This is a genomic window from Aquincola tertiaricarbonis, from assembly GCF_023573145.1.
In the GTDB taxonomy this organism is placed as follows: Bacteria; Pseudomonadota; Gammaproteobacteria; order Burkholderiales; family Burkholderiaceae_C; genus Aquincola; species Aquincola tertiaricarbonis_B.
In genome coordinates this window covers 776976-799445 of sequence record NZ_CP097636.1, presented here as the reverse complement: position 1 = coordinate 799445, position 22470 = coordinate 776976, and the positions used below count along the sequence as shown (strand labels likewise).

Sequence of the window (22470 nt, the reverse complement as noted above, 5' to 3'; positions counted from 1 at the left end):
TTTCGGCCCGGAGACTTCATCGGGCCCAGCTAATTTCGTCCGAACGCGCCCAGACGTCAAGCGCGGGTTCGCTTGACCATGAACCGGTTCAGCCCAACGCTTCGTCCACCAGCTCCACCCAATGCCGCACGGGCGTCTGGGTGCCCGACTGCAGTTGCTGGATGCAGCCGATGTTGGCCGAGACGATGACGTCGGGGCCGCTGGCCTGCAGGTGGCCCAGCTTGCGGTCGCGCAGCTGGTGCGACAGCTCGGGCTGCAGCACCGAGTAGGTGCCGGCCGAGCCACAGCACAGGTGGCTTTCGGTCGCGGCCAGCGACACGTCGAAGCCCAGCGTGGACAGGCCCGTCTCCACCGGGCCGCGCACCTTCTGGCCGTGCTGCAGCGTGCAGGGCGGATGGAACACCACCTTGCGCGGGCCGCCTTCGCGCAGCTTGCCGGCCAGTGCCGGCGCCAGCTCGGGCAGCAGCTCGCTGAGGTCGCGCGCCAGCGCCGAGACCTTGGCTGCCTTGGCCGCGTAGGCGGCGTCGTGGCGCAGCGCATGGCCGTAGTCCTTGACCGTGACGCTGCAGCCCGAGGCATTGACGACGATGGCCTCCGCCGTTCCTTGCGACACCATCGGCCACCAGGCGTCGATGTTGCGGCGCATGTGCTCATGGCCGCCTGCCTGGTCGTTCAGGTGGGTCTTGATGGCGCCGCAACAACCGGCCGAAGGCGCCACCACCGCCTGGATGCCGGCCGCATCCAGCACGCGGGCGGTGGCCGCGTTGATGTTGGGCGCCATCGCCGGCTGCACGCAGCCGGTGAGCATCAGCACCTTGCGGGCATGCTCGCGCTGCGGCCACTCATGCGCGCGCGGCGGCTGGCGTTCGGGCACCTTGTCCTTGAGCAGCTCGGGCAGCAGCGGCCGCACCAGCTGGCCCAGCTGCATCGCCGGCTTGAACAGCGGCGAGGTCAGGCCTTCCTTCAGCAGCCAGCGCACCGCGCGCTCGCCGGCCGGGCGCTGCACCTTGGCTTCCACCACCTGGCGGCCGATGTCCACCAGGTGGCCGTACTGCACGCCCGAGGGGCAGGTGGTCTCGCAGTTGCGGCAGGTCAGGCAGCGGTCCAGGTGCAGCTGGGTGGCGCGGGTGGGCTCTGCGCCTTCCAGCACCTGCTTCATCAGGTAGATGCGGCCGCGCGGGCCGTCCAGCTCATCGCCCAGCAGCTGGTAGGTGGGGCAGGTGGCGGTGCAGAAGCCGCAGTGCACGCACTTGCGCAGGATGGCCTCGGCCTCTTCGCCAGCGGCCGTGCCCTTGAATTCCGGTGACAGCGTGGTTTGCATAGGGTCTCAGAGCCCGGGGTAGAGCCGGCCGCGGTTGAAGACGCCGCGGGGGTCGAAGGCCTGCTTGAGCTGGCGGTGCAGCCGCTCCAGCGGCGGGGCCAGCGGCGCGAAGACGCCAGGCGACTTGTCGAGCGCACGGAACAGCGTGGCATGGCCGCCTGCGCGTGTGGCCGCCTCGCGCACCTCGGCGGCGGGCAGGCTGGCCACCAGCCAGCGCTGCGCGCCGCCATGTTCCACCAGCACTTCGCCGGGCAGGCCCAGCGGCGGCGCGATGGCCGGCACCGACAGCCGCCACAGCGACTGGCCGGCCTCCACCGCTTCCAGCGCGCGGGTGTGGAAGGTGCCGGTGTGGTCGCGCAGGCCATTCCACAGCGCCTGCGCCACCTCCGGCTCCACGCCGTCGCCGCCCAGGCGGCGGCAGGCGTCGGCCACGGCGGCACGGGCGCCGCGCAGGCGCAGGTACAGGTGGCCGTCGCGCCAGGCGCTGGCGTTCAGGGGCAGCGGTTGGCCGCCCCAGTCGTTCAGGCGGCGGATGGCGCTGGCTTCGTCCAGCGTGAAGGCGAGCGTGGCCTCGGCCGGCGGCACCGGCAGCACCTTGAGCGAGACCTCGCAGATCACGCCCAGGATGCCCATGGAGCCGGCCAGCAGGCGCGAGACGTCGTAGCCGGCCACGTTCTTCATCACCTGGCCGCCGAAGCTCAGCAGCTCACCCTGGCCGTTGAGCAGCGTGGCGCCCAGCACGTAGTCGCGAACGCCACCCACCGCGGCCCTCGAAGGGCCGGCCAGGCCGGCTGCGACCATGCCGCCCACGGTGCCGCCGTCGGCGCCCGTGCCCGCATGGGTCAAGCGCGGCGGCTCGAAAGGCAGGCACTGGCCCTTGTCGGCCAGCACCGCCTCCAGCTCGGCCAGCGGCGTGCCGGCACGGGCGGTGACCACCAGCTCGGTGGGCTCGTAGCTGCTGATGCCGGCGAGGCCCGCCATGTCCAGCGGATCGCCGACAATGGCCTCGCCGTAGAAATGCTTGGTGTTGGCGCCGCGGATGGCCAAAGGCGCGGTGGCATCGGCGCTGCGCACCTGATCGATCAGCCGGCGCATCACCGGGTTGTGCGCCACGTCGTCCACTTGTACAGGCAGGTTGAGCGTCATGGCCTAGAACCTCGGCAGGTCGGCAAAGGGCAGCAGGCCCTTTTTCACATGCATCTTGCCGCCCTCGGCGCAGCGCTGCAGCGTGGGAATCACCTTGCCGGGGTTCAGCGTGCCGGCAGGGTCGAAGGCGGCCTTCAGCGCCATCATCTGGGCGTTCTCGGCGGGCGTGAACTGCACGCACATCGAGCCCAGCTTCTCCACGCCCACGCCATGCTCGCCGCTCACGGTGCCGCCCATGCGCACGCTGGTTTCCAGGATGTCGGCGCCGAACAGCTCGCAGCGGTGCATCTGGTCGGGGTCGTTGGCATCGAACAGGATCAGCGGGTGCAGGTTGCCGTCGCCGGCATGGAACACGTTGCAGCAGCGCAGGCCGTACTTCTTCTCCATCTCGGCGATGGCCAGCAGGATGTCGGCCAGCCGCTTGCGCGGGATGGTGGAGTCCATGCACATGTAGTCGGGGCTGATGCGGCCCGAGGCCGGGAACGCGTTCTTGCGCCCGCTCCAGAACTTCAGCCGCTGGGCCTCGTTCTCGCTCACCTCCATGCGGGTGGCGCCGCAGCCCTGCAGCACCGCCTGCATGTGCTCGATCTCCTCGGCCACTTCCTCGGGCGTGCCGTCGCTTTCGCACAGCAGGATGGCCGCCGCGTCGAGGTCGTAGCCGGCGCGCACGAAGTCTTCGACCGCGGCGGTCATCGGCTTGTCCATCATCTCCAGCCCGGCCGGGATGATGCCGGCCGCGATGATGGCGGCCACCGCATCACCGGCTTTGCGCACGTCGTCGAAGCTGGCCATGATGCAGCGGGCCAGCTGCGGCTTGGGCACCAGCTTGACCGTGACCTCGATGGCCACGGCCAGCATGCCTTCGCTGCCCACCATCACGGCCAGCAGGTCCAGGCCTGCGGCGTCCAGCGCATCGGCGCCGAAGGTCACCGGCTCGCCTTCCACGGTGAAGCCGCGCACCTTGAGCACGTTGTGCACCGTCAGCCCGTACTTCAGGCAGTGCACGCCGCCGGAGTTCTCGGCCACGTTGCCGCCGATGGTGCAGGCGATCTGGCTGCTGGGGTCGGGCGCGTAGTACAGCCCGTACGGCGCCGCCGCCTCGCTGATGGCCAGGTTGCGCACGCCGCACTGCACGAGCGCGGTGCGGGCATACGGGTCCACCTTCAGGATCTTGTTGAACTTGGCCAGCGACAGCGTGACGCCCAGCTTGTGCGGCATCGCGCCGCCCGACAGGCCGGTGCCCGCACCGCGCGCCACCACCGGCACTTCCAGCGCATGGCAGGTGCGCAGCACCGCGCTCACCTGCTCTTCGGTCTCGGGCAGCACCACCACCAGCGGCTGTTCGCGGTAGGCGGTCAGGCCGTCGCACTCATAGGGCACGGTGTCCTCGCCGCGCCACAGCAGCGCATGCGGTGGCAGCACCTGCGCCAGGGCCTGCACCACTTGGGCCTGGCGGTTTGCTCGGTCGGTCATGTCGGTCCCCTGCGGGTCAGGCGAAGTAACGCGAATCGCCCGTGCGCTGCGGCGTCAGCAGGATGCTGGCGTCGACGTTCTGGATGTTGGTGTGGCCGCAAAAAGCCATGGTCACGTCCAGCTCCTTGTGGATGATCTGCAGCGCGCGGGTGACACCGGCTTCGCCCATCGCCCCCAGGCCATAGACCATCGCGCGGCCGATCATGGTGCCACGCGCGCCCAGCGCCCAGGCCTTGAGCACGTCCTGGCCGCTGCGGATGCCGCCGTCCATCCACACCTCGGTGCGGTGGCCCACCGCTTCCACGATGGGCGGCAGCGCGGTGATGGACGAAGGCGCGCCGTCGAGCTGGCGGCCGCCGTGGTTGCTCACCACGATGGCGTCGGCGCCGATGTCGGCGGCCAGCCGCGCGTCCTCGACCTCCATGATGCCCTTGAGGATGAGCTTGCCGCCCCACTGCTTCTTGACCCACTCGATGTCGGCCCACGACAGGCGCGGGTCGAACTGCTCGTTGGTCCAGGAGGCCAGCGAGTTCATGTCGCTCACGCCCTTCACATGGCCCACCAGGTTGCCGAAGGTGCGGCGCCGCGTGCCCGCCATGCCCAGGCACCAGGCGGGCTTGGTCATCAGGTTGAGGATGTTGCGCAGCGTGGGCCGCGGCGGCGCGGTCAGGCCGTTCTTCAGGTCCTTGTGGCGCTGGCCGATCACCTGCAGGTCCAGCGTCAGCACCAGCGCGCTGCAGTTCGCGGCCTTGCAGCGGTCGATCATGCGGGCCATCGCATCGCGATCGCGCATCATGTACAGCTGGAACCAGAAGGGCTGCTGCGTGGCCGCCGCGATGTCCTCGATGGAGCAGATGCTCATCGTCGACAGCGTGAACGGGATGCCGAACTTCAGCGCCGCGCGGGCGGCATGGATCTCGCCATCCGCATGCTGCATGCCGGTGAGCCCCACCGGGGCGATGGCCACCGGCATGCGCGCCGGCACGCCCACCATGGTGGTGGCGGTGCTGCGGTTTTCCATGTTCACCGCCACGCGCTGGCGCAGCTTCAGGCGCTGGAAGTCGCTTTCGTTGGCGCGGTAGGTGCCTTCGGTCCACGAGCCGGAATCGGCATAGTCGTAGAACATGCGGGGCACGCGCTTTTCGGCCAGCACCCGCAGGTCTTCGATGTTGGTGATCACCGGCATGTGACTGCTCCTCCTGGGTGGCTCAATGCACCACCATCAACGTGAACGGATAGACGTACGCCTGCAACGTGACCAGGATTCCCACCAGGCTGGCCAGCGCGATGGAATGGAAGAACACGTAGCGCAGGATGTCGCCTTCATGGTTGAACCAGCGCGTGGCGGTGGAGGCCACCACGATGGACTGGGCATCGATCATCTTGCCCATCACGCCGCCCGAGCTGTTGGCTGCGCCCATCAGGTTGGCCGACAGGCCCAGCTGCTCGGCCGCCACCTTCTGCATACCGCCGAACAGCACGTTCGATGCGGTGTCGGAGCCGGTCAGCGCCACGCCGATCCAGCCCATGAGCGTACCGAAGAACGGGTAGAACACGCCGGTGTTTGCGAAGGCCAGGCCCAGCGTGGTGTCGGTGCCCGAGAAGCGCGTCAGCGTGCCCAGCGCCAGCATCAGCACGATGGTGAGCAGCGAGTAGCGCACCAGCCAGATGGTGCGCAGGAACTGGCCCACCAGCTGCACGATGTTGAAGCGCATGATCAGCCCGCCCAGCAGCGCGGCCAGCAGGATGCCGGTGCCGGTGGCCGACAGCAGGTTGAGGGTGTAGACCGCGGCTTCAGGGTGCGGCGTGGGCACCACCGGCGGCATCTTCTGCACCATGTTGTGCAGGCCGGCGATCGGGAAGGCGGGCGCGAACAGGCTGTTCAGGTAGGTCTTGACCGGCGGCAGGCCCCAGACGAACACGAACACGGTGAGGATGGCCCAGGGCGTCCAGGCCTGGATCACCGCTTCGCGCGAATGGCGGGTGATCGCCTCGGGCGGCTTGGCCGGGCCGCTGCCTTCCTCATGGCCCTTGAGCGACGTGCTGGTCCAGATCTTCTTGGGCTGCCACACGCGCAGGAAGGCCACCAGGGCCACCATCGAGACGATGGCCGCGATGATGTCCACCAGCTCGGGGCCGATGTAGTTGGACACGCCGAACTGCGCGATGGCGAAGGTGCCGCCGGTCACCAGGATGGCGGGCCAGATCTCCCACATCGCCTTGCGGCCGGCAAAGGCCCAGATCAGCCAGAAGGGCACCAGCAGCGAGAAGAACGGCAGCTGGCGGCCGATCATCGCGGTGACTTCCATCAGGTCGTAGCCGTGCACCTTGGCCAGCGTGATCACCGGCGTGCCCAGCGCGCCGAAGGCCACCGGCGCGGTGTTGGCGATCAGGCTCAGGCCCGAGGCGGCCAGCGGCGAGAAGCCCAGGCCGATCAGGATCGCGGCCGTCACCGCCACCGGGGTGCCGAAGCCGGCCGCGCCCTCAAAGAAGGCGCCGAAGGCGAAGGCGATGAGCAGCAGCTGCAGCCGGCGGTCCTGGGTGATCCCGGCGATGGAGTCCTGCAGCACCTTGAAGGAACCATGCTTCTCGGTCAGCTGGTGCAGAAAGATGATGTTGAGCACGATCCAGCCGATGGGCAGCAGGCCGGTGAAACCGCCCAGCATGGCCGCGCGGCCGGCCATGCCGGCCGGCATGCCGTACGCGAAGATGGCGATCAGCAGCGCGGCCACCAGGCCCGCACCAGCGGCGATGTGGGCCTTCATGTGCAGGAAGCCCAGACCCACCAGCATCACCACCACCGGGATGGCCCCGAGCAGGGTGCTGATGAGCATGTTGCCGAACGGGTCGTATACCTGTTGCCAGACCAAGGTGTCTCTCCTCGCGTGTTGTGGTGGTTGAACTGCTGGCCACCTCACAAGGGCGAGGTACCGCGTGGCGCACTGTAGGAATGCGCCCGCCGCGGCGGCTGAAAGTTCTTGGCCGCCCGCGTGAGACTTTTTCACGGATCAGGACAAACCCTGGGTGCCGCTCGACGCCGGACTTTTGTCGCGTTTGTATTGGACAAAACCACCTCAACATCATTTCTGGCTTCAGTCCTCAGCTTCTCCAGCCGACAACCGCTGCACCTCTGGAGTTTGTATGAGACAAAACCTGCCGGTCACCCAACGCGAGTTCGACTACGCCGCCGACGCCACCTTGATGTCGAGCACCGACACACAGAGCCACATCACCTACGCCAACGAAGCGTTCATCCAGGTCAGCGGCTTCGAGCGCGACGACCTGATGGGTCAGCCGCACAATCTGGTGCGGCACCCCGACATGCCGCGCGAGGCCTTTGCCGACATGTGGGCGACCCTAAAGGACGGCCAGTCTTGGACCGCGCTGGTGAAGAACCGCCGCCGCGACGGCGACCATTACTGGGTGCGTGCCAATGCCACGCCGGTGGTGCGGGGTGGCCAGGTGGTGGGCTACATGTCGGTGCGCACCAAGCCCTCGACCGAGGAGGTGCAGGCCGCCGAGGCCGCGTACAAGGACTTCCGCGAAGGCCGGGCCGGCCGCCGCCGCTTCCACCGCGGGCTGATCGTGTACGGCGGCCTGATGGCCTGGCGCTCGATCGGCCAGACCATGCCCATCCGCTGGCGGCTGGCGCTGCCGGTGCTGGCCATCGCCGCCACCGGCCTGCTGGGCGCCTGGGGACTGGGCCTGCCGGCCGTGGGCCTGCTGGAGCTGGGCCTGCTGCTGTCGGCAGTGACCGCGCTGATGCTGTGGACCCTGCAGCGCCAGGTGGTGAAGCCGCTGCGCCAGGTGCTCAAGCAGGCGCAGGCGGTGGCGGCCGGCACCACCGGCCGCAACCTGCACTTCAACCGCATCGACGAGATCGGCATGCTGATGCGGGCGGTCAACCAGTCGGGCCTGAACCTGAAGTCGCTGGTGGACGACGTGGGCCAGCAGATCGACAGCCTGCGCCGCTCCAGCGACGAGATCGCCGATGGCAACCACGACCTCAGCGCGCGGACGGAACAGACGGCCGGCCAGCTGCGGCAGACGGCCGAATCGATGGGGCAGATGACCACCACGGTGCGCAACAACACCGACACCGCCCGCTCGGCCAGCAGCCTGGCGGCCGAAGCCAGCAGCGCCGCCAGCCGCGGCGGCGACGTGGTGGGCCGGGTGGTGGGCACGATGAGCGAGATCAGCACCAGTTCACGCCGCATCAGCGACATCATCGGCACCATCGACGGCATCGCCTTCCAGACCAACATCCTGGCGCTGAACGCCGCGGTGGAAGCCGCGCGCGCCGGCGAGCAGGGCCGCGGCTTCGCGGTGGTGGCCTCCGAAGTGCGCGGCCTGGCCCAGCGCTCGGCCGATGCCGCCAAGGAGATCAAGCAGCTCATCCAGGCCAGCGTGGAAAAGGTGGAAGCCGGCACGGCGCTGGTGGATGACGCCGGCCAGGCGATGACCGACATCGTGAGCAAGGTGTCGCAGGTGACCAACCTGATCTCGCACATCAGCGAGGCGTCGAACGAGCAGATCAGCGGCATCGTGCTGGTCAACACCGCCGTCGCCAGCCTGGACGACGCCACCCAGCAGAACGCCAGCCTGGTTCAGCAGAGTGCGCAGTCGGCCGCTTCGCTGCAGACCCGCGCACAGCGGCTGGAAGAGGCCATCGACGTGTTCAAGATGAGGTGAGCGTCTCGGTCAGCCAGTCGACGAAGGCGGCGCACTCCCACCGCTCCAGCGTGCCGGGTTTCCAGCAGATGAAGTGGTGGTAGGGCGAGGCCACGCTGCGCGGCGACAGCCGCACCAGGCGGCCCGAGTCCACCCAGGCCATGCCCAGCTTGCTGCGCGACAAGGCCACGCCGAAGCCGGCCACGGCCGCGTCCAGCATCAGGCCCACGTCGTTGAACTGCGAGCCTTCGCGCGGCTCGGGCAGGTGGATGCCGCAGGCGTCGAACCAGGTGCGCCAGGGCTCCAGCGGGCTGCGGATCAGGCGCGCCCGCCCGACCCGCTCGGCGGTGTCGAAACCGTCGAAGGGCCCGAACTCGTGCAGGTACTCGGGGCTGCACACCGGAAACACCTCGTCGCTGAGCACGCGCCGGCTCTCGAAGCCCGGGTAGCCGCCATGGCCGTAGCGAAGCTCCAGGTCGGCACTCTCGGCGGTGATGTTGAGCAGCGGGATCGACACCTGCAGGATCAGCTCGACGTCGGGGTAAGCGTGGCGGAACAGCGCCAGCTTGGGCAGCAGGATCTGCCGCGAGAAGGTGGGCGTGACCGCCAGACGCAGCTGCGTCATGCGCGGCGAGCGCACCGCCTCGGGCGGCTGCGCCAGCAGCTTGATGGCCGAGCGCACCTGGCCCAGGTAAGCGCTGCCGTCGGCGGTGAGGCTGAAGTCGCCGCGCTCGAACAGCTTGAGCCCCAGCTGCGACTCCAGCTGGCGGATGCGGTGGCTCACCGCGCTGGGCGTCACGCTCAGTTCATCGGCCGCCTGGCTCACGCTGCGCAGCCGCGCCAGCGCCTCGAAACTCAGCAGGCAGTTGATCGGCGGGATGCGGGCGGTGACCATGCGTGGCGCTGCGTCAGACGCCCTCGTCGATGAAGGCGCGCAGCCGCGCCATCGCGGCCTCGGGCTGGTCGCGCCAGGTGCCGTGGCCGGCGTCGGCGATGCCGGTGAAACGCGACCAGCGCAGCGGCAGCGCGGCGGCGATGTCCTGGGCATCGGCCAGCGGGCACACCGGGTCTTGTTCACCGGCCAGCACCAGCACCGGGCATTGCGCCCGGGCCAGGCCGGGCAGCAGGTCCATGCCCTGCTGCTCACCCGCGGCCCAGTGGAACAGGATCTCGGGCGTGAAATGCGCGCGCGCCTTGGCCTGCGGATCGGCCGGTGGCCGGGTGTTGTACAGCGGCATGCACAGGCGGTCGTACACCGCCCAGGTGTCGGCGGCGGGTCGGCTCCAGAAGGCTTCGGCCGCGGCGCGGGCGGGCTCACCGCCCAGCCGCTCGAACATCGCCAGCTTGCGCGCCAGCCCCAGGTGCGGCGAGGTGCTGGACAGCACCACCCGCAGCGGATGCGACGGATGCCGGGCGATGTAGCGCTGCGCGACGAAGCCGCCGAAGGACTGGCCAAGCACGATGGGCCGCGCGATGCCCAGCACCTCGCACAGCCGCACGAGATCGTCGGCCAGCAGATCGAGCGTGCATTCGGCCAGCGGCCGCGGGCTGCTGCGGCCATGGCCGCGATGGTCGTAGTAGACGATCTGCGCCACGTCGGCCAGCTGCGAGAACAGCGGCTTGAAGCTGCTGTGGTCGAAGCCCGGCCCGCCGTGCAGCACGATCAGCGTGGGCTTCTCGCGCCAACCGGCGCCGTCGGGCACCAGACCCGGACCTTCGATGTCGACGAACAGCCGGACGCCCGGCTCGATGGTGATGTGCATCAGGCGCGGATCAGTGATATCGACGGCCGAGCGACTCGGCGATGCAGACAGGCTTGGCCATGCCTTCGCATTCCACCGTCACCTCGCAAGTGAGCTGCACACCGCCTTCGATCGCATCGCAGGCCAGCAGCTTGAAGTGGCCGCGCAGCCGGCTGCCGGCCGGCACCGGCGAAGTGAAGCGCACGCGGTTCAGGCCGTAATTCACGCCCATGCGCGTGCCCGTCACCTCAAAGGCGGTGGCACCGAACTCGGGCAGCAGCGACAACGTGAGGAAACCGTGCGCGATGGTGGTCTTGAACGGCCCCTCGGCCGCGCGCTGCGGATCGACGTGGATCCACTGGCGGTCTTCGGTGGCCTCGGCGAACAGGTCGATGCGCCGCTGGTCCACGGTGATCCAGTCGCTGGTGCCCAGCACCTGGCCCACCCGCTCGGGCAGCTCGTCAAAACGGTAGGTCTTCTTCATGCCTGGGCGATCCATTGCGTCAGCGGCTGCCACTGGGGCAAATCGCGTTCCACGCGGCTCGGGGCCACGTCCCACAGCGTCAGGCCATGGGCCGCCAGCTGCACGTAGTTCTGCGTGTCGCGCAGCTGGGCCACCACCGGCACGCCCAGCTCGTCCAGGAAATGGCGCAGCTGCTCGGCCGCCAGCGTGTGCTCGCGCACGCGGTTGGCCACGATGCCCACCCGCACCCGGTCGCTGCGCTTGTGGCGCTGCAGCTCCTGGATGAAGGCGTAGGTGGCATGGATGTCGAACAGGCTGGGTTGCAGCGGCACCAGCACCAGGTCAGCGATCTTCATCACCTCGTCCAGCCGCTTGCCGTGCAGGCCGGCCGGCGTGTCCAGCACCACATGGGTGGTGCCCTTGGGCGGCTTGACGATGTGGTCACGCTGCACCTCCCAGCCGCGGATGGTCGGCAGCTGGGGCGGCCGCAGCCCCAGCCAATGGCGGGAAGACTGCTGGCGGTCCACGTCACCCAGCATCACGGCATGGCCCTGGCGGGCCATCCAGCCGGCGGTGTTGGTGGCCACGGTGCTCTTGCCGGCCCCGCCCTTTGGATTTGCGATCACGACCACCGGCATCCGAACCTCCTTGTCTCGAAAGGTTATGGTATCGAAGACGCCACCCTTCCTCACACGCCTTGGCCCCCACCCTCGTCCTGCTCGCCCATCCCCACCTGGAACACTCGCGCGTGCACCGGGGCCTGCTGCAGGCGCTGCAGCAGGCCGGGCTGGCCGAGCTGGAGGTGCGCGACCTCTACGCGCTCTACCCCGACTACGTGATCGACGTGCAGGCCGAACAGGAGGCGCTGTCGCGGGCCCGGCTGGTGGTGTGGCAGCACCCGATGCACTGGTACGGCATGCCGGCGCTGATGAAGCTGTGGGTGGACGAGGTGCTGTCCTTCGGCTGGGCCTACGGCCCCGGCGGCCACCACCTGCGCGACAAGGACCTGTGGCTGGTCACCTCCACCGGCGGCAGCGTGCATGCCTACAGCGAAGCCGGCTACAACCGCCACCCGTTCGACGCCTTCATGCCCCCTTACGCCCAGACCGCCGACCTGTGCGGCATGCGCTTTCTGCCGCCCAAGGTGCTGCACAGCGCCCAGCGCGCCACCGACGCCGAGCTGCAGACCTTCGCCCAGGCCTACCTGACCAAGCTGCGCCGCTGGCCCGACTGGACGCTGCACCTCTCGCTGCCCGAGGAATTCACCCTGCCCGTGTCGGACAGCGACCGGCCCCCGGCGGAATAAGGCAGGCACACGGCATGGAACACGGCAGCACCTGGCTCGACACGAGCCTCATCTACCTGGCGGCCGCGGTCATCGCGGTGCCCCTGGCCCGCGCGATCGGGCTGGGCTCCATCGTCGGCTACCTGGCGGCCGGCATCGTCATCGGGCCCTTCGGCATCGGCCTGGTGAGCGACCCGCAGGACATGCTGCACTTCGCGGAATTCGGCGTCGTGCTCATGCTGTTCCTGGTGGGGCTGGAGCTGGAGCCGCGCCGGCTGTGGGCCATGCGCCGGCCCATCTTCGGCTGGGGCAGCGTGCAGACGCTGGGCTCGGCCGCGCTGATGCTGGGCGTGGCCCTGGCCCTGGGCGTGGACTGGCGGCTGGGCCTGGTGGCCGGCCTGGGGCTGGCGCTGTCGTCCACCGCCATCGGCCTGGGCGTGCTGAACGAGCGCAACCTGATGGCCACCGGCGCCGGCCGCAGCGTGCTGAGCGTGGCGCTGTTGCAGGACATCGCGGCCATCCCCATCCTGGCGCTGATCCCGCTGCTGGCCTTCGGCGGCGCCGACGGACCGCACGGCCACGGCTGGGCCGAAGGGGCGAAGGTCATCGGCGTCATCGTCGCCATCATCCTGGGCGGCCGGCTGCTGCTGCGGCCGGCACTGCGCTGGATCGCCGGCAGCCGCACGCCCGAGATCTTCACCGCCGCGGCGCTGCTGCTGGTGGTGGCCATCGCGGCGCTGATGCAGGCGGTGGGCCTGTCGATGGCGCTGGGCGCCTTCCTGGCCGGTGTGCTGCTGGCCGAAAGCGAGTACCGGCGCGAGCTGGAAACCGACATCGAGCCCTTCAAGGGCCTGCTGCTGGGCCTGTTCTTCATCGCGGTGGGCATGAGCATCGACTTCCACGTGGTGCTGGCCTCACCCGGGCTGATCGTGGCGCTGGTGTTCGGCTTCTTGCTGCTGAAGGTGGCGGTGCTGGTGGGCATGGGCCGCGGCATGGGCATTCCGCTGGCCGAGCGGCCGGTGTTCGTCATCCTGCTGGCGCAGGGCGGCGAGTTCGGTTTCGTGGTGTTCCAGACCGCGCAGCAGGCCGGCGTCATCACCGCGCCGCAGTCGTCGTTGCTGGCGGCGGTGGTGGCCTTGTCGATGCTGATGTCGCCGCTGCTGCTGGTGCTGTCGGACCGCTGGCTGGTGCCGCGCCTGGCCCGGCAGACGCCGCGCAAGCCCAACGACCCCGCAAGCGAGCTGAAGGAGCCGCAGACCGCGCCGGTCATCATCGCCGGCTTCGGCCGCTACGGGCAGATCGTCGGCCGTCTGCTGTTCGCCAACGGCATTCCCTCCACCGTGCTGGACCACGACGCCGACGCCATCGACACCGTGCGCCGCTTCGGCATACCGGCCTTCTATGGCGACGCCACGCGGCTGGACCTGCTGCGCACGGCCGGCGCGGCCGAGGCGCGGCTGATCGTCATCGCGCTGGACGACGTGGACCAGAGCCTGAAGCTGGTGGACCTGGTCAAGCAGCACTTCCCGGCGCTGACCATCGTGGCACGCGCCCGCAACGTGACCCATTACTACGGCCTGCGCGACCGCGGCGTCGAGCACATCGAACGCGAAACCTTCGACGCGGCGCTGATGACCGGCCGCAGCGCGCTGGAGGTGCTGGGCTGGCAGCCGCATGCGGCGCGCAACCGGGCGATGGTGTTCCGCCGCCACAACCTGGCGCTGCTGGAGCGCATGGCGCCGCACTTCCGCGACGAGGCCAAGCTCATCGCCATCACCAAGCAGGGCCGGCAGCAGCTGGCCGAGCTGTGGGCGCGTGAGCGCGAACAAGCGGCCCAGGGCCGCGGCCAGGTGGACTGGTACGCCCAGCGCGAAGACGAAGGCGCAGCGCCCGCGCCGGAGGACCCGGCGCCGCCGCGCTGAACGCCGACGACTTCAGCGCGCGAAGGCGACAACTGCATCGACGAGTCGGCTGGCGCGTTGTTGCAGGCCCCCGGAAGCGGCGGCCGACTGTTCGACCAGCGCGGCATTGCGCTGGGTCATCTCGTCCAGCGTGCCCACGGCGCGGTTCACCTGCTCGATGCCCAGCGCCTGCTCCTGGTTGGAGGCGTTGATCTGCTCGATCAGCTGGCGGGTGCGGGCCACCTGGTCGACGATGTCGGCCATCGCGCCACCTGCGGTATCCACCAGCTTGGAGCCGCGCTCCACATGGTCGGTGCTGCTGGCGATCAGCGACTTGATCTCCTTGGCCGCCTGCGCACTGCGCTGCGCCAGGCTGCGCACCTCGCCCGCCACCACCGCAAAGCCGCGGCCCTGCTCGCCGGCGCGGGCGGCTTCCACCGCCGCGTTCAAGGCCAGGATGTTGGTCTGGAAGGCGATGCCGTCGATCACGCCGATGATCTCGGCGATGCGCTGGCTGGACTGCGAGATGGACTGCATGGTCTGCACCACCTCGCGCATCAGCTCGCCGCCGCCGGCGGCCGCCGCGCTGGCGCTGGCCGACAGCGCGGCCGTCTCACGCACCTGGGCAGAAGACTGCTGCACCGCCGCCGTCATCTGCTCCATCGAGGCGGCGGTTTCTTCCAGGTTGGCCGAGGCTTCTTCGGTGCGCTGGCTCAGGTCAACGTTGCCCTGCGCGATTTCCTCGCTGGCCGTCTGCACGCCCACCGCCTGCGCCTTCACGTCGTCCAGCAGCGCCCGCAGGTTCAAGCCGGCCTGGTTGATGGACCGCGCCACGGTGCCGATTTCGTCGATGCGGTTGAGCGAGGCGGTCTCGTGCGTCTGGCCGGCGGCCACCTGCAGGGCCTGCTGCTGCAGCCGCTGCAGCGGCTGCACGATCTGCCGGTGCTGCCACAGGCCGGCCAGCGCGGTCAGGCCGGCGATGGTCGCCAGACCCGCAGCCACGCCCCCTGCGGCGCCGGCCGGCGCCACCTGCCACAGGGTCAGGGCACTGCCCAGCCCCATGGCCAGCGTGCCCAGTTGCACCCGCCAGCTGACCGGCATGGTGCGCAGCAGGCTGCGCCAGGCGCGCCAGCCGGTGTGCACCACGATGCCTTCACGGAAGGCCAGGCCACCGGCCCGCCCTTCGCGGAAGCGGCGGTACAGCGCCTCGGCCTGCTGCACCTCCTGCGCCGGCGCATGGGTGCGCACGGACATGTACCCGGTGACCTGCCCGCCCTGCTGCACCGGTGCGGCATTGGCACGCACCCAGTAGTGGTCGCCATTCTTGCGGCGGTTCTTGACCAGGGCCGACCACGAGCGCCCCGCCTTCAACGTGCGCCACATGTCCGCAAAGGCCTCCGGCGGCATGTCGGGGTGCCGCACCTGGTTGTGCGGCTGTCCCAGCAGCTCTTCCAGGGTGAAGCCGCTGGCATCGCAGAACGACGCGTTGGCGTAGGTCACGATGCTGCGGGTATCGGTGGTGGACAGCAGGGTCTGACCGGCAGGCAGCACATGCTCGCGGCCAGTCACTGGCAGATTGGTTCGCATTTTGGGTCTCAAAGACGAGCAGCAAAACTGCTGCAACTGTCTTATCGAACCATCCGTTAGCGTCTTGAACGAATTTTCACATCAAATCAGAAATGATCTGCTAGCGAATGCCATCCCATAGCAGTTTGCAGCCGGTCAGTAGCATTCCGAGGGAAAAGAGGCGGTAGAACAGCGTCGGCGACACCCGTCGCACCAGCCTCACGCCGATCCACACCCCCACCGGCGCCAGCGGAGCCAGCACCGCCGAGGTGCTGAGGTTGCCCAGGTCGATCAAACCCAGCCACGCATACGGAATCCACTTGGAGGCATTCACCGCCGCAAAGAACACCGCCATGGTGGCGGTGAAGCGCACCGGCGGCAGCCGCAGCGGCAGCACGTAGAAGCTGATCGGCGGCCCGCCCGCATGGGCGACGAAGCTGGTGAAGCCCGACACCGTGGCCAGCCCGAAGCCCAGCCAGCGCGGCGGCGGCGGTGCATCGGCGCGCGGCGGAAAAACCGTGCGGATGGCCAGGAACAGCAGCGTGATCGCACCCACCACGCCGGCCACCACCTTGGCCGGCAGCACGCCGAACAGCAGCGTGCCGATCACGGTGCCCAGCAGCCCGGCGGGCAGGATCAGCTTGATCAGCTGCCGGTCGAACTCCTTGATGAAGGCGGCCAGGCCCAGAGCGTCCATGATGGCCAGCAACGGCAGCATGATGGCCGCCGCCTGCGGCACCGGCACGGCCAGCGCCATCAGGGGCACTGCCAGCGCACCGAAGCCGGCGCCGAAGCCGGTCTTGCTGAGGCCCATCAGCAGCACCGCGGGCACCGCCACGGCGTAAAACCACGGATCAGTGATCACGTGAGAGCGGCCTCCTCGCGCAGCGCGTCCTGTGCGATCCACTGCGCGGCGCGCTCGGCGATCATCAGCGTGGGCGAGTTGGTGTTGCCGCTGGTGATGGTGGGCATCACGCCCGCATCCACCACCCGCAGGCCGCGCACGCCGCGCACCCGCAGCCGCGCATCCACCACGGCCATCGGGTCATCGTCACGGCCCATCTTCGTGGTGCCGACGGGGTGGAAGATGGTGGTAGCGATGTCGCCGGCCAGCCGGGCCAGTTCCTCATCGGTCTGGTACTGGGTGCCGGGCTTCCACTCCTGCGGCTGGTAGGCGGCCAGCGCCGGCTGCGCGACGATGCGCCGCGTCAGCCGCAGCGATTGCGCGGCCACCTGGCGGTCTTCTTCGGTGCTCAGGTACTGCGGCGCGATCGAAGGCGCGTCCTCGAAGCGCGGGCTGCGGATGCGCACCCGGCCGCGGCTGGTGGGGTTGAGGTTGCACACGCTGGCGGTGAACGCTGGAAAACCGTGCAAGGGCTCGCCAAACGCATCCAGGCTGAGCGGCTGCACGTGGTACTGCAGGTTGGGCCAGGCGCGCGACGGGTCGCTGCGCGCAAACGCCCCCAGCTGGCTGGGCGCCATGCTCATCGGCCCGCTGCGGTTGACGGCGTACTCCAGCCCGATGCGGGCCTTGCCCAGCAGGCTGTTGGCCAGCACGTTGAGCGTGCTCACCTTCTGCACCTTGAACACCGCGCGGATCTGCAGGTGGTCCTGCAGGTTCTCACCCACGCCGGGCAGCTCGTGCAGCACGGCCACGCCCTGCTCGTGCAGGTGCGCACCCGGCCCGATGCCCGACAGCTGCAGGATCTGCGGCGTGCCGATGCTGCCGGCGCTGAGCACCACCTCATGCCGCGCCCGCACTTCCACCGATTCGCGGCCGTTCCAATAGCGCAGGCCGGTGCAGCGCATGGCACCGTCGGCATCGGCCTGCAGCCGCAGCCGCTGCACCTGCGCGCCCACTTGTATGGACAGGTTGGGCCGGCCCTGCGCCGGCCGCAAAAAGGCCTTGGCGGTATTCCAGCGCCAGCCGGCGCGCTGGTTCACCTCGAAGTAGCCCACGCCTTCGTTGCTGCCGCGGTTGAAGTCGGGCGTGGCGGCGATGCCGGCCTGCTCGGCCGCGCGGGCGAAGGCGTCCAGGATGTCCCAGCGCAACCGCTGCTTCTCCACCCGCCACTCGCCACCGGCGCCGCGGGCGCGCAGCGACTGCAGGTAGGCGTCGTCGCGGTCGCCATCGGCCTGGCCTCGCAGCACCGCGGGCAGGGTGCCCTGCGCACCGTGCAGTTCGCTGGCGCCGCCGTGGTGGTCTTCGTGCAGCAGGAAGTAGGGCAGCACCTGGCGCCAGGCCCAGTCGTCGCTGCCGGTGGCCGCGGCCCAGCCGTCGTAGTCGCGCGACTGGCCACGCATGTAGATCATGCCGTTGATGCTGCTGCAGCCACCCAGCGTGCGGCCGCGGGGGTAGCGCAGCTGGCGGCCATTGAGGCCGGCGTCGGCATCGGTCTGGTACAGCCAGTCGGTGCGCGGGTTGCCGATGCAGTACAGGTAGCCCACCGGGATGTGGATCCAGTGGTAGTTGTCGGCCGGCCCCGCCTCCAGCAGCAGCACGCGCCGCCGCGGATCGGCGCTCAGCCGGTTGGCCAGCAGGCAGCCGGCGGTACCGCCGCCCACGATGACATGGTCGTAGATTGCTTCAGGCATGCCGGGCTTGTCTCCAACTTGTCGGTCTTGTTCGTCGTGTTCTTGTGCACCCGGCCGGCAGGTCGGGCCGGGTGCATGTTAGGCGCTGGGGCTCATGAGCCCCAATTCGACCTATACGGCTCATGATTTGAGCCGAATTGTCTAAAATGCGGCTCATGAGCTTCCGCAAACCACGCTGGGTGTGGCAGCAGCCCGACTGGCCCGCGCTGACCTTCAACGCCGCGCAGGCCGGCCCGGTGCTGGCTCATGCGCATCGCATGCAGGGGCGCCTCGAAGGCAAGGCGCAGGCCATTGGTCTGCAAAGCGATGTCTCGGTGTTGCAGACCTTGATGGAGGAAGAAACCATCGCCACAGCCGCCATCGAGGGCCAACGGCTGTCGCCGGATGCCGTGCGGTCTTCGGTCATGCGCCGCCTGGGCCTGTCCAATGCTGGACCCCAGGATCGTCATGCCGACGGCCAGGTGGCGGTGATCGACGACGCCATCCGCAGTTTTGACCAGCCCCTGGACCACGACCGATTGTGGCGCTGGCAATCGGCTTTGTTTCCGGGCGGCACCAGCGGCATCCGCCGCATCGAGGTCGGTCGTTACCGCAGCCATGCCGACCCCATGCAAATCGTCAGTGGGCGCCCGGGCAAGGAAGTGGTGCACTATGAAGCGCCGCCTTCCTCGCAGGTCTTTGGCCAGATGACGGTTTTCCTCGCCTGGTTCAACCAACCAACCCCACGAGCTGGCGAGGCGCCGGCGATGGACGGCGTGGCAAGGGCGGCGCTGGCGCACCTGTGGTTCGAGACCATCCACCCGTTTGAAGACGGCAACGGCCGCATTGGCCGTGCCATCGTCGACTTGGCGATGGCACAACATCACCAGGCGCCAGTGCGGCTGTATGGGTTGTCCCGGCAGTTGCTGGCCGAGCGCAACGGCTACTACGAAGCACTCAACGCCGCTCAACGCGGCAGCACCGACGCGACGGCCTGGGTGGTCTGGTTTGCGCAACAGGTAGCGCTGGCCTCCGAGCAGTCGGGCCGCGTGGTCGACACGGTGCTTGCCAAAGCCCGCTTCTGGACTACGCCGGCCGCCGCTGCTTTGAACGAACGACAGCGCAAGGTGGTGCAGCGGCTGCTGGACGACGGAGACGGTGGCTTCCTGGGCGGCTTGAATGCGCAGAAGTACATCAAGCTCACCGGTGCCTCCAAGCCCACCGCAACGCGCGATCTGGCCGACTTGGTGGCGGCCGGAATGCTGTGGACGCATGGACAGGGCAAGGCCTTGCGCTACTACCTGAACATGCCCGGTTGGCCGGTAAGCCTACCCCCAAGCTCGCTGCGCTCGCTGCCCCCCGAGGGGGCGCACCCGCCCTTGGGGCGGCCCGGCGGGCGGGTGGGCCTGCCTCCGAACGCGCTGCCATCAGGCGGCTGAAGCGCGACAATCCCGCCATGTTCCAGCCCAGCCAACACGACGTCCGCCGCTTCTTCTGCGAGGTGCTGCGCAAGCAGCGCGAGGGCATGCCGCTGGTCCCGATGGAGGCGGTGGCGGCGCCATGGATCGACGAGCATCCGGAGTACCACGCCGACCTGTCGGACCTGGAGGCGGCGCTGGCCGCCAGCTATACGGTGGAAGAAGGCCGCACCAACCCCTTCCTGCACCTGAGCATGCACCTGTCGATCAGCGAACAGGTGTCGATCGACCAGCCCACCGGCATCAAGCAGGCCTTCGGGCTGCTGGCGGCCAAGCTGGGCTCGGCGCACGAGGCGCAGCACCAGATGATGGACTGCCTGGGCGAGATGATCTGGGCCTCGCAGCGCAGTGGCCTGCCGCCCGACGGCCAGGCCTACCTGGAATGCGTGCGGCGGCGCGCCACCCGCTGAACCCGCCCGCGGTGGCCTAGCGGCTGGACCAGAACGCCTGCTGCATCGCCACCGTCTCGGCGGCGATCTCGGGCACCGGGCCGATCAGGTCCACCGGCTTCTGGCAGTGGTCGAAGACGTACCGCGAGGGCACGCTCATCGTCGGGTTTTCTTCGTGGCTGCCGGTGGCCTGCAGCAGCTGCTCTTCGGTCATGCCGAAGACGATGCGGCCGATGTTGGCCCAGTAGGCGGTGCCGGCGCACATGCAGCAGGGCTCCACCGCGGTGTAGAGCGTGCAGCCCCACAGGAACTCGGGCGTGAAGTTGGTGGCCGCCACGCGGGCCAGCGTCGACTCGGCATGGTTGACCGTGTCGATGTTGCACTGCTCCAGCAACACGGTTTCCTGGTCGGGGCCCACCAGCACCGCGCCGAACGGGTGGTGGCCCAGCACCACCGCCCGTTGCGCCACTTCGTTGGAGCGGCGCAGGTGCTTGAGGATCTGTTCGTGCGTGGGCTTCAGGCCCTGCGGCGGGTAGCTGGCCACGCGCGCCGCCCTCAGCCGGCCGAGGCCGCCACCACCAGCGCCGGCTTGCCGCCCAGGAAGCGCTTGCGGATCGATTGCTCGATGCCGGCGGCATCCAGGCCGATGCCGGCCATCAGCTTGGCCGGGTCGCCATGCTCGATGAACTCATCGGGCAGGCCCAGCGACAGCACCGGGTTCTGCAGGCCGGCGCGTTGCAGCGCCTCCATCACCGCCGCGCCCGCGCCGCCCATCACGCAGCCGTCTTCCACCGTCACGATGGCGTCGTGCGTGCGCGCCAGCTCGGCCACCAGGGCTTCGTCCAGCGGCTTGGCAAAGCGCATGTTGGCCACGGTGGCGTCCAGCTTGTCGGCGGCGGCCAGCGCCGGGTACAGCAGGGTGCCGAAGGCCAGGATGGCGATGCGCTGGCCGTTGCGGCGCACTTCGCCCTTGCCCCATTCGAAGTCGGGCAGGTCGGCATCGGTGGCCACGCCGGCGCCGGTGCCGCGCGGGTAGCGCACCGCCACCGGGTGGTCACGGCGGTAGGCGGTGGTCAGCGCCTTGCGGCACTCGTTCTCGTCGGCCGGCGTCAGCACGCCCATGTTCGGGATGCAGCGCAGGTAGGCGATGTCGTAGGCGCCGGCGTGGGTAGCCCCGTCGGCACCGACGATGCCGGCGCGGTCGAGCGCGAACACCACCGGCAGATTCTGGATCGCGACGTCGTGGATCAGCTGGTCGTAGGCGCGCTGCAAGAAGGTGGAGTAGATCGCCACCACAGGCTTGAGCCCCTCGCAGGCCAGGCCGGCCGCGAAGGTCACCGCATGCTGCTCGGCGATGCCCACGTCATGGCAGCGCTGCGGGAAGCGCTTTTGAAACTCGACCATGCCCGAGCCTTCCAGCATCGCGGGCGTGATGGCCACCAGCCGCTGGTCGGTGGCCGCCATGTCGCACAGCCACTGGCCGAAGATGTGCATGAAGGCCGGCTTGGCCGGCACGCCCGGCTTGGGCAGGCCCTTGGCGGGGTCGAACTTGCCGGGGCCGTGGTACAGGATGGGATCGGCCTCGGCCAGCTTGTAGCCGTAGCCCTTCTTGGTGACCACGTGCAGGAACTGCGGGCCCTTCTTGTCACGCAGGTTCTCCAGCGTCGGGATCAGCGCGTCCAGGTCGTGGCCGTCGATGGGGCCGACGTAGGTGAAGCCGAATTCCTCGAAGATGGTGCCGGGCACCACCATGCCCTTGGCATGCTCCTCGAAGCGGCGGGCCAGCTCGAACAGGCTGGGCGCGTTCTTCAGCACGCTCTTGGCGCCTTCGCGCGCGGCGCTGTAGAACTTGCCGCTCATCAGCCGCGCCAGGTACTTGTTGAGCGCGCCCACCGGCGGGCTGATCGACATGTCGTTGTCGTTCAGCACCACCAGCATGTCGGCCAGCAGGCCGGCATGCGGCACGCCGGCGTTGTTCAGTGCCTCGAAGGCCATGCCGGCGGTCATCGCGCCGTCGCCGATCACGGCCACGGCCTTGCGGTCTTCACCCTTGAGCTTGGCGGCCATGGCCATGCCCAGCGCCGCCGAGATGGAGGTGGACGAGTGCGCGGTGCCGAAGCTGTCGTACTCGCTCTCGTCGCGCCGCGGGAAGCCGCTGATGCCACCCAGCTGGCGCAGCGTGCTCATGCGCTCGCGGCGGCCGGTCAGGATCTTGTGCGGGTAGGTCTGGTGGCCCACGTCCCACACCAGCCGGTCTTCGGGCGTGTTAAAGACGTAGTGCAGCGCGATGGTGAGCTCCACGGTGCCGAGGTTGCTCGACAGGTGGCCGCCGGTGCTGCTGACGTTCTGCAGCACGCATTCGCGCAGTTCACGGGCCAGCGCATGCAGGCTGGTGCGGGGCAGCCGGCGCAGGTCGGCCGGGCTGTGGATGGTTTGTAGCAGCGTAGTGGTCATCGCGAGG

The 22470-nt window shown here is 69.3% G+C and carries 19 protein-coding genes; 5 read left to right on the top strand and 14 right to left on the bottom strand.

Annotation, left to right across the window (positions count from 1 at the left end; genetic code table 11):
* Nucleotides 1-88: 88 nt before the first annotated feature.
* From glcF to MW290_RS17825, 5 genes are read right to left on the bottom strand one after another with little or no spacing between them, the layout of a single operon-like run.
* Nucleotides 89-1321 carry a glycolate oxidase subunit GlcF gene (gene glcF / locus MW290_RS17845; RefSeq protein WP_250199047.1) on the bottom strand — a complete coding sequence of 411 codons (1233 nt, stop codon included), beginning with the start codon at nt 1319-1321 and terminating at the stop codon, nt 89-91.
* 6 nt (nt 1322-1327) lie between these two features.
* Nucleotides 1328-2467, bottom strand: coding sequence for a glycolate oxidase subunit GlcE (glcE, locus tag MW290_RS17840; protein ID WP_250199046.1), 1140 nt, complete (start codon nt 2465-2467; stop codon nt 1328-1330).
* A 3-nt stretch (nt 2468-2470) separates the two neighbouring features.
* On the bottom strand, nt 2471-3940 hold the full coding sequence (locus MW290_RS17835) for an FAD-linked oxidase C-terminal domain-containing protein (protein ID WP_250199045.1): 1470 nt from the start codon (nt 3938-3940) through the stop codon (nt 2471-2473).
* 16 nt (nt 3941-3956) lie between these two features.
* A complete protein-coding gene (locus MW290_RS17830) occupies nt 3957-5126 on the bottom strand; it encodes an alpha-hydroxy acid oxidase (protein WP_250199044.1) in 1170 nt (389 codons plus the stop codon).
* 22 nt (nt 5127-5148) lie between these two features.
* Nucleotides 5149-6810: an L-lactate permease gene (locus tag MW290_RS17825; protein WP_250199043.1), complete on the bottom strand. Its 1662-nt coding sequence runs from the start codon at nt 6808-6810 to the stop codon at nt 5149-5151.
* Between the two features lie 271 nt (nt 6811-7081).
* Between MW290_RS17825 and MW290_RS17820 the strand changes: the two genes are divergently transcribed.
* On the top strand, nt 7082-8632 hold the full coding sequence (locus MW290_RS17820) for a methyl-accepting chemotaxis protein (protein WP_250199042.1): 1551 nt from the start codon (nt 7082-7084) through the stop codon (nt 8630-8632).
* On the opposite strand, the gene MW290_RS17815 is transcribed toward MW290_RS17820, so the two are convergent.
* From MW290_RS17815 to MW290_RS17800, 4 genes are read right to left on the bottom strand one after another with little or no spacing between them, the layout of a single operon-like run.
* Entirely contained in the window at nt 8619-9506 is an 888-nt protein-coding gene (locus tag MW290_RS17815) for a LysR substrate-binding domain-containing protein (protein WP_250199041.1), read from the bottom strand. The genes MW290_RS17820 and MW290_RS17815 overlap by 14 nt on opposite strands.
* A gap of 13 nt (nt 9507-9519) precedes the next feature.
* Nucleotides 9520-10374, bottom strand: a complete 855-nt coding sequence (locus MW290_RS17810) for an alpha/beta fold hydrolase (protein WP_250199040.1) — start codon at nt 10372-10374, stop codon at nt 9520-9522.
* Nucleotides 10375-10384: 10 nt separating this feature from the next.
* Nucleotides 10385-10837 carry a MaoC family dehydratase gene (locus MW290_RS17805; protein ID WP_250199039.1) on the bottom strand — a complete coding sequence of 151 codons (453 nt, stop codon included), beginning with the start codon at nt 10835-10837 and terminating at the stop codon, nt 10385-10387.
* The gene (locus tag MW290_RS17800) at nt 10834-11454 is read right to left on the bottom strand and encodes a nucleotide-binding protein (RefSeq protein WP_250199038.1); all 621 of its coding nucleotides are present in this window, start codon (nt 11452-11454) and stop codon (nt 10834-10836) included. The genes MW290_RS17805 and MW290_RS17800 overlap by 4 nt, the downstream gene beginning before the upstream one ends.
* 59 nt (nt 11455-11513) lie before the next feature.
* On the opposite strand from MW290_RS17800, the gene kefF reads away from it, so the two are divergent.
* On the top strand, nt 11514-12122 hold the full coding sequence (gene kefF / locus MW290_RS17795) for a glutathione-regulated potassium-efflux system oxidoreductase KefF (protein WP_250199037.1): 609 nt from the start codon (nt 11514-11516) through the stop codon (nt 12120-12122).
* 14 nt (nt 12123-12136) lie between these two features.
* Nucleotides 12137-14023 carry a glutathione-regulated potassium-efflux system protein KefC gene (gene kefC, locus MW290_RS17790; protein WP_250199036.1) on the top strand — a complete coding sequence of 629 codons (1887 nt, stop codon included), beginning with the start codon at nt 12137-12139 and terminating at the stop codon, nt 14021-14023.
* A gap of 12 nt (nt 14024-14035) precedes the next feature.
* On the opposite strand, the gene MW290_RS17785 is transcribed toward kefC, so the two are convergent.
* From MW290_RS17785 to MW290_RS17775, 3 genes are all read right to left on the bottom strand, one after another.
* A complete protein-coding gene (locus MW290_RS17785; RefSeq protein ID WP_250199035.1) occupies nt 14036-15589 on the bottom strand; it encodes a methyl-accepting chemotaxis protein in 1554 nt (517 codons plus the stop codon).
* Nucleotides 15590-15689: 100 nt separating this feature from the next.
* Complete coding sequence (locus tag MW290_RS17780; protein WP_259373492.1) at nt 15690-16433, bottom strand: sulfite exporter TauE/SafE family protein; 744 nt, start codon at nt 16431-16433, stop codon at nt 15690-15692.
* Nucleotides 16430-18163 carry a GMC family oxidoreductase gene (locus tag MW290_RS17775; protein ID WP_250199034.1) on the bottom strand — a complete coding sequence of 578 codons (1734 nt, stop codon included), beginning with the start codon at nt 18161-18163 and terminating at the stop codon, nt 16430-16432. Before MW290_RS17775 ends, MW290_RS17780 begins: the two co-directional genes overlap by 4 nt.
* Before the next feature lie 146 nt (nt 18164-18309).
* Between MW290_RS17775 and MW290_RS17770 the strand changes: the two genes are divergently transcribed.
* Nucleotides 18310-19581, top strand: coding sequence for a Fic family protein (locus MW290_RS17770; protein ID WP_250199033.1), 1272 nt, complete (start codon nt 18310-18312; stop codon nt 19579-19581).
* Between the two features lie 17 nt (nt 19582-19598).
* Complete coding sequence (locus MW290_RS17765) at nt 19599-20030, top strand: DUF1841 family protein (protein ID WP_250199032.1); 432 nt, start codon at nt 19599-19601, stop codon at nt 20028-20030.
* 16 nt (nt 20031-20046) lie between these two features.
* Here MW290_RS17765 and MW290_RS17760 read toward each other — a convergent pair whose 3' ends face one another.
* Nucleotides 20047-20553 carry a nucleoside deaminase gene (locus MW290_RS17760; RefSeq protein WP_250199031.1) on the bottom strand — a complete coding sequence of 169 codons (507 nt, stop codon included), beginning with the start codon at nt 20551-20553 and terminating at the stop codon, nt 20047-20049.
* A gap of 11 nt (nt 20554-20564) precedes the next feature.
* Nucleotides 20565-22463, bottom strand: coding sequence for a 1-deoxy-D-xylulose-5-phosphate synthase (dxs, locus tag MW290_RS17755; RefSeq protein ID WP_250199030.1), 1899 nt, complete (start codon nt 22461-22463; stop codon nt 20565-20567).
* Between the last annotated feature and the right edge of the window lie 7 nt (nt 22464-22470).